Origin of the sequence: Acidovorax sp. M2(2025) (genome assembly GCF_049330835.1) — a bacterium.
GTDB lineage: Bacteria > Pseudomonadota > Gammaproteobacteria > Burkholderiales > Burkholderiaceae_C > Acidovorax.
This window is the reverse complement of sequence record NZ_CP186262.1, coordinates 1,959,592-1,971,745: the sequence shown is the minus strand read 5'-3', so window position 1 is coordinate 1,971,745 and position 12,154 is coordinate 1,959,592. Positions and strand designations below refer to the sequence as shown.

At 70.7% G+C, this 12,154-nt stretch carries 12 protein-coding genes; 3 read left to right on the top strand and 9 right to left on the bottom strand.

What is annotated here, in order from left to right:
- Positions 1–2: 2 nt before the first annotated feature.
- The 4 genes from ACOYR3_RS09160 to ACOYR3_RS09145 all read right to left on the bottom strand — a co-directional run bounded on the left by ACOYR3_RS09160 (position 3) and on the right by ACOYR3_RS09145 (position 3,904).
- The gene (locus ACOYR3_RS09160) at positions 3–671 is read right to left on the bottom strand and encodes a DUF2325 domain-containing protein (RefSeq protein ID WP_422846135.1); all 669 of its coding nucleotides are present in this window, start codon (positions 669–671) and stop codon (positions 3–5) included.
- Between the two features lie 158 nt (positions 672–829).
- Positions 830–2,335, bottom strand: coding sequence for a tripartite tricarboxylate transporter permease (locus ACOYR3_RS09155; RefSeq protein ID WP_422846134.1), 1,506 nt, complete (start codon positions 2,333–2,335; stop codon positions 830–832).
- A gap of 2 nt (positions 2,336–2,337) precedes the next feature.
- Positions 2,338–2,862: a tripartite tricarboxylate transporter TctB family protein gene (locus ACOYR3_RS09150; protein WP_422846133.1), complete on the bottom strand. Its 525-nt coding sequence runs from the start codon at positions 2,860–2,862 to the stop codon at positions 2,338–2,340.
- An 82-nt stretch (positions 2,863–2,944) separates the two neighbouring features.
- Positions 2,945–3,904 carry a Bug family tripartite tricarboxylate transporter substrate binding protein gene (locus tag ACOYR3_RS09145; RefSeq protein WP_422846132.1) on the bottom strand — a complete coding sequence of 320 codons (960 nt, stop codon included), beginning with the start codon at positions 3,902–3,904 and terminating at the stop codon, positions 2,945–2,947.
- An 84-nt stretch (positions 3,905–3,988) separates the two neighbouring features.
- Between ACOYR3_RS09145 and ACOYR3_RS09140 the strand changes: the two genes are divergently transcribed.
- From ACOYR3_RS09140 to ACOYR3_RS09130, 3 genes are read left to right on the top strand one after another with little or no spacing between them, the layout of a single operon-like run.
- Positions 3,989–4,714, top strand: a complete 726-nt coding sequence (locus ACOYR3_RS09140; RefSeq protein WP_422846131.1) for a response regulator — start codon at positions 3,989–3,991, stop codon at positions 4,712–4,714.
- Positions 4,711–6,177 (top strand): sensor histidine kinase, encoded by a 1,467-nt coding sequence (locus tag ACOYR3_RS09135; RefSeq protein ID WP_422846130.1) that lies wholly within the window; start codon positions 4,711–4,713, stop codon positions 6,175–6,177. Before ACOYR3_RS09140 ends, ACOYR3_RS09135 begins: the two co-directional genes overlap by 4 nt.
- Entirely contained in the window at positions 6,174–6,623 is a 450-nt protein-coding gene (locus ACOYR3_RS09130) for an RNA-binding S4 domain-containing protein (RefSeq protein ID WP_422846129.1), read from the top strand. The genes ACOYR3_RS09135 and ACOYR3_RS09130 overlap by 4 nt, the downstream gene beginning before the upstream one ends.
- A 33-nt stretch (positions 6,624–6,656) precedes the next feature.
- On the opposite strand, the gene ACOYR3_RS09125 is transcribed toward ACOYR3_RS09130, so the two are convergent.
- The 5 genes from ACOYR3_RS09125 to ACOYR3_RS09105 all read right to left on the bottom strand — a co-directional run bounded on the left by ACOYR3_RS09125 (position 6,657) and on the right by ACOYR3_RS09105 (position 12,154).
- Entirely contained in the window at positions 6,657–7,337 is a 681-nt protein-coding gene (locus ACOYR3_RS09125; RefSeq protein WP_422846128.1) for a hypothetical protein, read from the bottom strand.
- 296 nt (positions 7,338–7,633) lie between these two features.
- Positions 7,634–7,723 (bottom strand): IPTL-CTERM sorting domain-containing protein, encoded by a 90-nt coding sequence (locus ACOYR3_RS09120; RefSeq protein WP_422846556.1) that lies wholly within the window; start codon positions 7,721–7,723, stop codon positions 7,634–7,636.
- Positions 7,724–7,919: 196 nt separating this feature from the next.
- Positions 7,920–8,894: a helix-turn-helix domain-containing protein gene (locus tag ACOYR3_RS09115; RefSeq protein WP_422846127.1), complete on the bottom strand. Its 975-nt coding sequence runs from the start codon at positions 8,892–8,894 to the stop codon at positions 7,920–7,922.
- 124 nt (positions 8,895–9,018) lie between these two features.
- Positions 9,019–9,987 (bottom strand): FAD:protein FMN transferase, encoded by a 969-nt coding sequence (locus ACOYR3_RS09110; protein WP_422846126.1) that lies wholly within the window; start codon positions 9,985–9,987, stop codon positions 9,019–9,021.
- Positions 9,968–12,154, bottom strand: coding sequence for a PepSY domain-containing protein (locus ACOYR3_RS09105; protein WP_422846125.1), 2,187 nt, complete (start codon positions 12,152–12,154; stop codon positions 9,968–9,970). The genes ACOYR3_RS09110 and ACOYR3_RS09105 overlap by 20 nt, the downstream gene beginning before the upstream one ends.

The window sequence follows — 12,154 nt, the reverse complement described above, 5'->3', positions numbered from 1 at the left end:
GCTTATCCATCAAGGGCTACGCCCCGTTTTTTCTCAGAATCCTTCCCACCCGCCGCACGGGCAGCCAGCGCGGGCGCCAAGCTGGCCAGCACATCGGCCTGCCGCGCCGCCAGGCTCTGGTCCACCAGCAGACAGGCCTTGCCGGTGCGCCGGCAGTGGTCCTGCACGCGCCAGTAGTCGTCGTGGCTGATGCAGCCGGTCTGGCAGATGACCAGGTCTGCGGCGGCCCAGGTGATGTGGACTGCGGGGCGGCTGTGCGCCAGCGGTGCCTGCGGCGAAAGCAGCGCGGTGCCCTCTTGCGGATCTTGCGGCGCTTGCACCGCAGTCGCGGCGCCCCCGTTGCCGGCCCGGTGGGTGGGCTGCTGCGCGGCCAGCCGCCAGCGCAGGCATTCGCGGGTCAGCACGGCGATGCGGTCTGCCAGCATGCCGATGTGGCGCACCAGCGACTGGCGCCGCACGGCAGACGGCGCCTCGGCGCGCAACCGGGCCAGGGCTTCGTGCGCCATGGCCAGGCGGGTGTCGCGCACCACCACCGCCGCGCGCAGGCGCACCACCTCGGCCTGCAGCCGCTCCATCTGGGCCGCCTGCGCGGCCAGGATGTCGCTGCAGCGCCGCTGCGCCTGGCCCAGCTGGCGGCTGAGCACCACAAATTCCTCGGAAAGGGATGGCATGGCGATCCTTGCAAATACGAACCATTCGCATTCTATGGTACGATGGCCGCCGTGGGTTTGCTGCAAATGCCTGCCTGGTGGGGAGACCTTGCAGCCAGCCCAGCCCCGAAAAGGAAAAAACCGCGCCGGCTGGCGCGGTTTTTTTTGTTGCAGGCCTTTCAAGCCTGCGCCAGCGCGAGCTTTCGTGCCGCCCAGTGGCGCAGCAGGCGCGGCACGACCAGCACCGCCAGGATGATGACGATCAGCGTCACCGAGCCCGGGCGCTGCAGGAAGATGCCCCAGCTGCCCTCGCCGATCGCCACCGCGTTGCGCATCTGCGCCTCGGCCAGGGGCCCCAGGATCATGCCCACCACGACGGGCGCGGACGGGAAGTCAAAGCGCCGCATCACCACGCCCAGCAGGCCGATTCCGTACAGCAGCACCAGGTCGAAGGCGCTCTGGCGCATGCCGTACACGCCGAGCGTGGAGAACACCAGGATGCCGGCGTACAGGTACGACTTGGGAATGTTCAGCAGCTTCACCCACAGGCCCACCAGCGGCAGGTTCAGGATCAGCAGCATCACGTTGCCGATGTACATCGACGCAATGAGCGCCCACACCAGCGCGCCGTTGGTGTCGAACAGCTGCGGGCCGGGCTGGATGCCGTAGTTCTGGAAAGCCCCCAGCAGGATGGCCGTGGTGTTGGACGTGGGGATGCCCAGCGTGAGCAGCGGAATCAGCGTGGCCGTGATGGCCGCGTTGTTGGCGGCCTCGGGGCCGGCCACGCCTTCGATGGCGCCGGTGGTGCCGAACTCTTCCTTGTGCTTGCTGAGCTTCTTCTCGGCAGCATAGCTCAGGAAGGTCGGGATCTCGCTGCCGCCGGCGGGCACGGTGCCGAAGGGGAAGCCGATGGCCGTGGCGCGCAGCCATGCGGGCCAGGAGCGCTTCCACTCCTCCTTGGTCATGTGCGTGCTGGTCAGGCGGTTCTGCGTTTCGTCCACGCGGCCTTCGTACATCACGTTGTACAAGGCCTCGCCCACCGCAAACAGGCCCACGGCGATCAGCACCACCTCGATGCCGTCCATCAGCTCGGGCACGCCGCCGGTGTAGCGGGCCTGTCCGGTGATCTGGTCGATGCCGACCAGGCCCATGGCCAGCCCCACGAACAGCGCCACCATGCCGCGCAGCGTGCTCTTGCCCAGCACCGCGCTCACCGTGGTGAAGGCCAGCACCATCAGCAGGAAATACTCGGGCGGCCCCAGGCGCACGGCGTACTCGGCCACCAGCGGCGCAAAGAAGGTGACGAGCACGGTGGCAATGGTCCCGGCTACGAACGAGCCGATGGCGGCCGTGGCCAGCGCCGCGCCGGCGCGGCCGTTCTTGGCCATCTTGTTGCCCTCCATGGCCGTGACCATGGACCCGGCCTCGCCCGGCGTGTTCAGCAGGATGGAGGTGGTCGAGCCACCGTACATGGCGCCGTAGTAGATGCCGCCGAAGAAGATCATCGACGCGGTGGCTTCCACCTTCACGGTGATGGGCAGCAGCATCGCCACCGCCACGGCGGGGCCGATGCCCGGCAGCACGCCCACGGCGGTGCCGATCATGCAGCCCACAAAGGCCCACAGCAGGTTGATCGGGGTTGCAGCGGTGATGAAACCCTGAATCAGGAGGTTCAATGTTTCCATGGTTACAGCCACCCCGTGTTGGTCAAACCTGGCAGATTGATCGCCAGCAATTGCGTGAACATCCAGTACACCGGCGCGGCCACCGCGATGCCGATGGCAGAGTCCTTGATCCAGGCCTGTAGGCGCAGGTCCAGCTCGCCCTCGGAACTCTTGAAGCCGCGCACCGCCAGCACGAAGCACAGGGCGCAGCTCAGGATGAAGCCGGCGGTGGTGATGAGCAGCGCGTTGAGCAGCAGCCCGGCGGACACCCAGACAAAGCCCTTCCAGTGGGCGCGCGGGTCCCCCGAGCCTTCTTCCAGGTCGCGGAATCCGCCGGTCAGGGCCTGCACCACGCAGAGCACGCCGCACACCAGCACCGCAATGCTGACCACCCACGGCAAGAAGTTGGGGCCCACGCCGCCGTAGCCTGCCTCGGAACTGACCGAGCTGGCGCCCCAGGCCAGCAGCAGCGAAAGCACCACCAGCCCCAGCCCGACCAGCGTCTGCAGCGGCTTGGAGCGTGATGAGTGTTGTAGTTGTTGTGTCATGGTTTTTCCTTCGCACGCACCGGCGCGCGGCAGGCCGCGCCCTTCCGGGGAAGGGCGCAGCGGCTGCCGCTCTACGCGGCGGTCAGATCATTCCGGACTTGGCCATCGTGGCGCGCATGCTGGCGAATTCGGCGTCCACGAAATTGGCAAACTCGTCCCCGGCCATCCAGGCGGGCGTCCAGCCGTTCTTTTCCATGGCGTCCTGCCAGGCCTTGTGCTTGAAGGTCTTGGCCAGCGCGTCGATCAGCGCCTTGCGCTGCTCGCCAGAGATGCCGGGCGCGCCATACACGCCGCGCCAGTTGCCGATTTCCACGTTGATGCCCTGCTCCTTGAGCGTGGGCACGTTGACGCCTTTCAGGCGCGATCCGGAGGTGACGCCCACCGCGCGCATCTTGCCGGCAGCGATGTACTCGGCAAACTCGCTATAGCCGCTGCCGCCCACCGTGACGTTGCCGCCCAGAATGGCCGCGGTGGCCTCGCCGCCCCCACGGAACGCCACGTAGTTGATCTTGGCCGGGTCCACGCCGACTTCACGGGCGATCATCGCGGCCGCGATGTGCTCGGTGGAGCCGCGCGAGCCGCCGCCCCACTTCACGCTGCCGGGGTCCTTCTTGAGCTGGTCGATCACGTCCTTCATGGTCTTGAAGGGCGAATTGGCGGGCAGCACGAACACGTTGTACTCGCTGGTCAGGCGCGCCAGGGGCGTGACCTTGTCCAGGCCCACGGGCGGCTTGCCGGTGATGATGCCGCCCAGCATGACGGCGCCCATCACCATCAGGGCATTGGGATCGCCCTTGCTGGCGTTCACGAACTGGGCCAGCCCGATGGCGCCGGCCGCGCCCCCCTTGTTGTCGTAGGACACCGACGAGGCGACGCCCGCTTCCTGCATGGCCTTGCCCAGCGCGCGGCCCGTGGTGTCCCAGCCGCCGCCCGGGTTGGCGGGAATCATCATCTTCAGAGCGTGGGCCGACTGGGCCGACACCGGCAGCACGCCGGCGGCAGCCATGGCGGCCAGGGATTTCAGAAACATGTCGCGACGCATAGTGTCTCCTTGGGGTTTGCGAACCTGTCGATAATGCGCGCCCTGCCTGTCAATCGGCTGTCCTTGGACTCAGGGAAAACACCCATGCCAGCGGCCCGCCGAGACGGTGCTAAGGTCCCGCGCATGCAATTGCTCCTCGTAGAAGACGACCCCACCATGCAGGCCACGCTGCACCGCGCGCTGTCGCGCCGGGGCATGGACGTGACGGCGGTCGGCGACGGCCGCGTGGCCCTGGCCCAGTGGGCCGACCTGCAGCCGGACGCCGTGGTGCTGGACCTCACCCTGCCCAGCCTGGACGGGCTGCAGGTGCTGCAGCAGGCCCGCACCCGGGGCCTGCGCACGCCCGTGCTGATCCTTACGGCACGGGGCACCGTGGGCGACCGGGTCCTGGGGCTGAACGCGGGCGCGGACGACTACCTGCCCAAGCCGTTCGACCTGGACGAGCTGGAGGCCCGCCTTCGCGCGCTGGTGCGGCGCAGCGCCGACCCGGCCGCGGGCGCGCCCGCGGCGCCCAGCACCGTGCAGATCGGCGCCATCCGCTACGACAAGGACAGCGGCGCGCTCTACCTGCACGGGGAGGTCATGGAACTCACGCCGCGCGAGCTGGCGCTCATGCACGCCCTGCTCGCCCAGCCCGGCCACGCCGTCAGCAAGGAACGGCTGTACGAACTGGTGTTCCCCGGCCAGCTGGATGTGCAGTACGAAGCCATCGAGGTGGTGGTCTACCGCCTGCGCAAGAAGCTGGCCGGCACCGGCCTCACGCTGATGACGCTGCGCGGGCTGGGCTACCTGCTGCGGGCGGACGCATGACCGGCCCAGCGCCCTCCCCGCGCCACCCTTCGCTGCGCCGCCGGCTGCTGCTGGGCATCCTGCTGCCGGTGGCGCTGTTCATCGGGTTCAACACCTTCAGCCTGTACCGGCAGACCCTGGCATCCCTGAACACCGCGTACGACCGCACGCTGCTGGCGTCCGCCAAGAGCATCAGCGAGCAACTGGACGTGCAAGGCTACGACGACGCCGCGCAGCTGCGCGCCACCGTGCCGTACTCCGCCCTGGAGGCCTTCGAGGCGGACAACCAGAGCCAGATGTTCTACCGCGTCTCCAGCCTGCAGGGCGAGCTGGTGTCCGGCTTCGCGGACCTGCCCTTCTGGCACGGGCAGATTCCCATGCGCCCCCCCTACGCGGCGCTGGTGGACTTTTATGACGAGCGCTTTCGCGACCGGGACGTGCGGGTGGCCGTGCTGCTGCAGCCCGTGGCCAGCCCCACGGGGCGGGCGATGGCCGTGATCCAGGTGGCCGAAACGCTGGAGGTGCGCGAGACGCTGGCCCTGCAGATCCTGCGCAACACGCTGCTGCGCCAGGCGGCGCTGATTGCGGTGATTGCGCTCACCGTGGCCGTGGTCGTGCAGCGGGCCATCCACCCCGTGCGGCAGCTGAGCCTGCAACTGCAGGGGCGCAAGGAGGGCGACCTGAGCCCCATCGCCGCGCCGTCCACACCGCGCGAGCTGCAGCCGCTGATCGACGCCACCAACGAAGTCATGCAGCGCCTGCGGCACCTGCTGCGGCACCAGAAGCGGTTCGTGCGCGACGCGTCGCACCAGCTGCGCACCCCGCTGGCCGTGCTCAAGACGCAGGTGCAGTCCGCCCTGCGAGGGGATGTGGAGCCCGCGCAGGCCCTGCACGAGATCAGCGACACGGTGGACCGCGCCACCCAGCTGGCCAACCAGATGCTGGCGCTGGCCAAGGTGGAACAGCTGCGCCAGCAAAGCACCCCGCCGGCGGCCCGGCTCGACGAGATCCTGCGCGCCGTGGCGCTGGAGATTTCGCCCCTGGTCGCGCAGCGCGACCTGGACTTCGGCATCCACACCGAGCCCGCCCAGGTGCGGGCACACGAATGGATGTTGCGGGAACTCAGCCGCAACCTGCTGCACAACGCGGTGCGCCACGCCCCGCAAGGCAGCGAACTCACCGTGGATCTGCGCACCGACACGCACCACCTGGCGCTGACCATCAGCGACCACGGCCCGGGCATCGACGACGAGTTGGCGTCGCGGCTGTTCCAGCCCTTCTCGGCCGGCGACGTGCGCACCGGCAGCGGCCTGGGGCTGGCCATCTGCCACGAGATCGTGCAGGCCCTGGGCGGCACCATTGCCCTGGCCAACCGCACGGCCGGCGGCCGGGTCACGGGGCTGGACGCGGTGGTGCGCCTGCCCCTGGCCGCGCCATCGGCTGACAGCGCCGACGGCGCCCACGCGGCACAATCTGCGGCATGAATCCCAACACGCTGGAGACCATGCGCCTGGACAAATGGCTGTGGTGCGCCCGCTTTTACAAGACACGCAGCCTTGCTGCAGAAGAGATCGCCCGCGGCCGGGTCACCGTCAACGGCCAGCTGGCCAAGCCCGCGCGCGACCTGCGCTGCGGCGACACGGTGGCCCTGCGCCAGGGCACCGTGCCGCGCACGGTGGTGGTCCAGGGGCTGAGCGGCGCGCGCGGCCCCGCCCCCGTCGCCCAGCAGCTGTACGCGGAAACACCCGACAGCATCGCCGCCCGCGAGCAGGCGGCGGAGCAGCGGCGCCTGGCGCCCGAGCCGGCCGCCGCGCTGCACGAAGGCCGCCCCACCAAGCGCGACCGGCGCGCAATCGACAAGGTCAGCAACAAGGGCAGCAATACGGGCGGCCACTGGGGCACGCGCTGGAGCGCCTCCATCGACGAGTGAGCGCACCCGCCCGGCCAGCGGCCGCAGGGCGGTTCACCCCCTGCGCCGCCGCACCGCGCCCAGGCCCGCCAGCACCACCGACAGCAGCGCCGCCGACACGCCGCCCAGCGTGGGCACCGGCGTGGCGCCCGGCGCCAGCACCGCCGCCGTGCAAGGCCCTGCATACGGCTGGGGCGGGCTCCAGCGGGTCAGCTGCAGCATCTGCACCCCGCCCGAGGCATCGTTGACGCTGCGGTTCTGCGATGCATCCGCAAACACGCCGTTGACACTGTTGGCGAACCAGTGGGCCGGCATGGTGTGCGTGACGCCACTGCTGCTGAACGACGCGCCGACCGGGTCGCCCGTGATCTCGGAGTACATGCCCGTCAGCACGCCGGCGCCGTCGGTGGTGGCGCTGCCCGCGACCGCCGAAGCCGGCGAGAGGACCAGGTCCTGCACGAACCCCACATTCCGCGCCTCGTTCATCCGCCAGATGGTGCAGGCCAGGTGCGCGGCGGTCCACACCTGGCCGGCGGCCGAGGTGCCGCCGTTGTCGAACACGAAGGTGACGGTATAGGTCTGGCCGCTGTGGATTTCTGGGAAGTCGGAGGTCGAGATCGTCCCCGTGTACGTGGTGGCGTAGGGCGCGGCGGCGGCCCCGCTCCCAAAGCTGGCGGCGGCACCGGCCAGAAGGACAGCGGCCAAGGCGCCGCAGCGGTTGCGCAGGTGTGGCATGAAGCTTCCCGGGTCAAGCGTGGCGAAAGGAAAAGTGGCGGCGCCGCCCACGGCATAGGCGGCCGCCCTTGGTTCGAAAATGCTATTTAATTGATAGCTGCTTGCGCTTGCTGATAAATCGCTAGAGGCCAATTTAGCGTGATTAGTTACTTGTTTCAGATACCACTCCATCCGTTCGGGCTGAGCCCGTCGAAGCCAGGGCTTGCAGCGCATGTGCAGGGCTTCGACAGGCTCAGCCCGAACGGGTGGGGAAGAGAAAGCGTCTGAGGTAGGTCGCGAATCAGGCAATTTGGTGCTTAAACCACCCTGCGGCGCGCGGAGCGCCACCCGAGCGCGCCTGCCGCCAGGGCCAGCAGCGACTGCGCCCAGGGGCCGAGCGTGGGCACTGGCGTGGCGGGCGCGGGCGGCAGCGCTGGCACGACAAGGCAGGCCCGAAGGCGCTGCCAGAAAGAGAAAGAGGGAGAGGAGGAGGAGTGGGAGGAAATGGCATGGTGCGGCGATTCTTGAAAAACCGCCGCGTCGCGTCATGGCCGCCAGCGACAATCGCTGTGCCGAATGCGACCAGCCCTGCGCCGGCTCCCCCTACCCGGCAGACGCACGCACTTCGCTGGGCGTTCTTCCAAAGCGCCGCCGGAAAGCCCGGCTGAAGGCGGAAAAATCGTCAAACCCGTTCTCGAGCGCGATGGCCAGCACGCGGCGGTGGCGCTGCGCCGGGTCGGCCAGCGCGGTACGGGCGCGCTCCAGCCGCGCGTCCCGCACGTAGTCCGAAAAGCAGCTCCCTTCGCGGGCAAACAGGCGCTGCACCTGGCGCGGCGTGATGTGGTGCGCCCGCGCAATCAAGGCCAGGGTCAGCTCGGGCTGCGTGATGCGGGCGAGGATGTCGCGCTGGATGAGCGCCAGGCGCGGCAGGTCCACGGCGTCGTGCCCAGGGCTGTGCGCCCCCGCCGGCACGGGCCGCAGCAGGCTGGCCACCAGCTCCTGCAGGTGCGAGCGGGCGGCGTCCAGCAGGGGTGCGCCAAGCTGCGGGCCTTCGGCCACCAGCCGGGCGTAGCCCAGCGCCAGCGCGGGCTCGGGCCGGCCCGGGGGCAGCGCCAGCAGGGGCGCCTCCGCCAGCCCGGGCACCCGCTGCGCCAGGGCGCCGCGGGGCAGTTGCAGGCTGGCCGTCCTGCCACCCCAGAGGTGGACGAATTCGTGGGCACGCGCCTTGGAATGCAGAACAAAGCCGCCAGCCGGTATCTCCAGTTCGCCGCGCGGTGTCCGGATGGCGCAGCCGTGCTGGGTGGTGGTGAGCAAGAGGTCGTCCGCACCGTCGCCCGCGCGGGCGGGCTGGTGCGCGAAATGCGCGGGCGTGTGCTCGCTGTGGGCATAGGCGGCGCCGGCGCCCAGCGGTGCCAAGGTCACCGCAAAGTCCAGCGGCACGGCACCGTCGCAGGGCCACAGGTCCACGCGCATCAGCGCACGGCCAAACAGCTCGCGCAGGGCATCGGCCTTGTCGCGCCCCACGTAGTCGCGCGAGGACATCTGAAAGCGCTGGGGCAGGCTGGGCGTTGGCTGCATGGCAGTGGACGGCAGGGATGCGGGGCGGGCCGCCAGTGTAGGGCCGCAGCCGGGCACATGCGCTCCGGCGCGGCGGTATACCCCTGCCACCGGCACGGGCCGCAGCCCTCCCGGCCCTGCCGGGTCAGTGGGCGAAGCGGCCCAGCCCCACCTGCACCAGGCCGTGCGGGCGGCGCACCAGGAACAGCGCGTCCAGCCCCATGCGCTGGGCCATGGCCAGGCCCTCGTCCGCGCCCCCGACCAGCAGCGCCGTCGCCCAGGCGTCCGCAAGCATGCAGGTGGACGCCAGCACGGTCACGGAGGCCACGGCATTGTTCACCGGGGCGCCGCGGCGCACGTCCATGGTGTGGGCGACACGCACACCACCCACGTCCAGGTAGCGGCGGTAGTCGCCCGACGTGGCCACGGCCAGGTCTTCCAGCTCGACCACGCCCTGCACGGCGCGGAGTCCAGTCTCGGGCCGCTCCAGCGCCACCGCCCAAGGCGCACCGCTGGCCTGCCCGCCCACCGCGCGCAACTCGCCGTCCAGCGCGGCCAGCGCGTGCTCCACGCCATGGCGGCGCAGCACCTCGGCCATGCAGTCCACAGCGTAGCCCTTGGCAATGCCGCACAGGTCCACCTGCACAGGCCCCAGCTTGCGCGCCCGGCCGGCGCTTCGCTCCACCTCCAGGCCCGCAGGTGCGCCCGGCACGGCGGCCACCTCGCGTGCCGCGCGGATCGCCTGTGCGTCAGGCGCGTCGCGCTCTGCGCCAAAGCCCCAGGCATTCACCAGGCTCCCGGCACTGGGGTCGAAGGCGCCCCCGCTTTCGCGCTGGACGTTGAGCGCGCAGTCCAGGACCTCCAGCATTTCACCGGGCAGGTCCACCCAGGCCCCCACCGGCGCGCGGTTCAGCCGCACCAGGTCGCTGTCCGGCTTCCAGGGCGACATCTGCGCGTCCACCCGGTCCACTGCCGCGGCAAGCGCCAGGCGCAGGCCGGGCAGGTCTTGCGGGCCCACCCCTTCGAGGGTGGCGGACCAGCGCGTGCCCATGGTCGGCCCGTGCAGGACGGCACGCGGTACGGGCGTGGACGGATCAGAAGATGTCTTCGGCATAGCGTTCTTGCGCCTTGAGTATGGCCACGCTCAGTTGCAGCGGCGCCAGAACGGCGTCCAGCGCCTCGGCCACCCCTTGCGCCATGGCCCGGCTGCCGCACACGCGCACGACGGCGCCTTCTGCCACCAAGCCGCGCACCCGCTCGGCGTCCCGGCGCAGGGCGTCCTGCACATAGCCGCCGCCCTCGGGCACGCGGGAGAAGACGGTCTGCAAGCTGGTCAGGCGGCCTTCGGCCAGCCAGCGCTGGATTTCGGGGCCGAAGTAGAAGTCCCGCGCCGGGTCGCGCCCGCCAAAAAACAGGTGCATGGGCCGCCGGCGCTCGTTGCGGCGGATGAAGCCGGCCAGCGGCGCCACCCCGGTGCCCGCGCCCACCAGCAGCACCGGCCGCCGCGACCGCGGCAATGCAAAGCCCGGGTTGCGCCGCACAAAGGCCGTGATGCTGCCGCCCACCTGCAAGCCCAGCAGGTGGGTGGAACACAGCCCGCCGGGCATCTGGCGCACGCAGATTTCCAGAAACCCATCTTCCGCCCCCGAAGCCAGCGAGTAGTAGCGCGGCACGGCCGAGCCCGGCGGCACGATGCCCACCAGATCGCCGGCCGCGAACCGGCCCAGGCCGCCCCCGGCCGGCACTGCAAAGCGCAGGATGGCCGTGCCCTTGTCCGGGGCCGCCCCGGCATAGTCCTGCCGCGCCACCAGCGCCAGCGCTACCGTGGGCGGCAGGCGCGGCACATGCTCCAGCACCAGCGGCTCGCCCAGCGCCTGCCCCAGGGCCGCGCCCCAGCGGGCAAACTGCTGGCCCGACTGCTGGTGGATGCACTCCAGCGGCAGCAGCGACGGCCAGCCGCGTGCGCGCAACGCCTGGTCCAGCGCCTGGGCGAAGGCGCAAAACGCCGGGAACTGCCGGTCGCCAAAGCCCAGCACAGTTACCGGCACGCCAGCGGGCGGGAGCGCGGCAATGCGGTCCAGCGCATGGCTGGCGTGCGCAGGCGCCTGGCCTTCGCCATAGGTTGCGGCCAGCACAAACACCTGCCGCGTGGCGGCGGTGGTGCAGAAGTTCTCCAGCCCGCTGGCATGCACGCGGTGGCCGCGCTGGCGCAGCGCATCCAGCAAGGTCTGGGCGAAACCCCAGGTGCTGCCGCCTTCGCTCGCAACGAAAAGCAGCACATCGGCCTGCGCCAGCGGCGTGTTGCCCGTGATGCGCGGCGCCTGCTGGCGCGCCTGCCACCAGATGACCACGCCCGACAGCCAGAACACCAGCACGCAGGCGCCGGCCAGCCCGAGCACCACCGCCCAGGGCCAGGTGGCTTCGCCCGTGTGCAGCACCCGGGCCAGGTGGTCCACGCGCTGCGCAAAGGTGGCGTCCTGCCAGGCCAGCATCTGGCCGGAGTAGCGGTCCACCCACCCCCGGCCCTGGGCCATGGTCACTTTCCAGGTGTCTTCCGGATCAGCGCTGGCGGGAAAACCCAGCGTGCGCAAGTCCTGCACCGCCAGGCCTTCCAGCGCGGCCAGGCCGTTGGCGGGCGTGCCCGTGCCGCCAGGGATCTGGGAAACCACCTCGGGCTCGGCCCTGCTGTCCAGCGTCACCCCGCCCAGGGTGGAGGCGCTCATGGTCAGCGCCGTGAGCGAAGTCAGGAACAGCACCGCGACCACCACGCGGCCGGCCACCACGTGGATGCGCTGGGCCAGCGTGCCGCGGACGCGGGCGGCCAGCCGCTTCCAGCCGCCCATGCGCCGCACCAGCAGCACCAGGGCGGACGCGCACAGCAAGGCCATGGCGGCGGCAGTGCCCGCCGCGCCCCAGCGCCCGGCATCCCCCAGCAGCAGCGACCGGTGCAGCACCTTCACCCAGCGCGGCAGCACGGACGGCTGCCAGGCCCCCAGCACCCGGCCGTCCGCAGGGTCCACGGTGGACGCCTGCGGCTGGTCGCCGGCAAAGCCGAACACGACGATGGCCCCCGAAGGCAGCCGGCGAATTTCCTCCGCGCCCGGCACGGTGCGCGTGACGCGCTCGACCAGCGCAGCCACGGACAGGTCCGCCGCCGCAGGCGCTGCGGACCACGCCTGGGACACCGGGTCCATCGCCAGCAGCGCGCCGGTGATGCCCAGCAGCACCGCCACGGCACCGACCGTGAGCCCCAGCCAGCGGTGGATTGCTTTCCAGACCAT

Excerpts from the sequence above, each read along its gene's own strand:
- ACOYR3_RS09105 (WP_422846125.1), bottom strand. The coding sequence starts at position 12,154 with ATGGTCTGGAAAGCAATCCACCGCTGGCTGGGGCTCACGGTCGGTGCC.
- ACOYR3_RS09160 (WP_422846135.1), bottom strand. The coding sequence starts at position 671 with ATGCCATCCCTTTCCGAGGAATTTGTGGTGCTCAGCCGCCAGCTGGGC.
- ACOYR3_RS09130 (WP_422846129.1), top strand. The coding sequence starts at position 6,174 with ATGAATCCCAACACGCTGGAGACCATGCGCCTGGACAAATGGCTGTGG.
- ACOYR3_RS09155 (WP_422846134.1), bottom strand. The coding sequence starts at position 2,335 with ATGGAAACATTGAACCTCCTGATTCAGGGTTTCATCACCGCTGCAACC.
- ACOYR3_RS09125 (WP_422846128.1), bottom strand. The coding sequence starts at position 7,337 with ATGCCACACCTGCGCAACCGCTGCGGCGCCTTGGCCGCTGTCCTTCTG.
- ACOYR3_RS09135 (WP_422846130.1), top strand. The coding sequence starts at position 4,711 with ATGACCGGCCCAGCGCCCTCCCCGCGCCACCCTTCGCTGCGCCGCCGG.
- ACOYR3_RS09110 (WP_422846126.1), bottom strand. The coding sequence starts at position 9,987 with ATGCCGAAGACATCTTCTGATCCGTCCACGCCCGTACCGCGTGCCGTC.
- ACOYR3_RS09145 (WP_422846132.1), bottom strand. The coding sequence starts at position 3,904 with ATGCGTCGCGACATGTTTCTGAAATCCCTGGCCGCCATGGCTGCCGCC.
- ACOYR3_RS09115 (WP_422846127.1), bottom strand. The coding sequence starts at position 8,894 with ATGCAGCCAACGCCCAGCCTGCCCCAGCGCTTTCAGATGTCCTCGCGC.
- ACOYR3_RS09150 (WP_422846133.1), bottom strand. The coding sequence starts at position 2,862 with ATGACACAACAACTACAACACTCATCACGCTCCAAGCCGCTGCAGACG.
- ACOYR3_RS09140 (WP_422846131.1), top strand. The coding sequence starts at position 3,989 with ATGCCAGCGGCCCGCCGAGACGGTGCTAAGGTCCCGCGCATGCAATTG.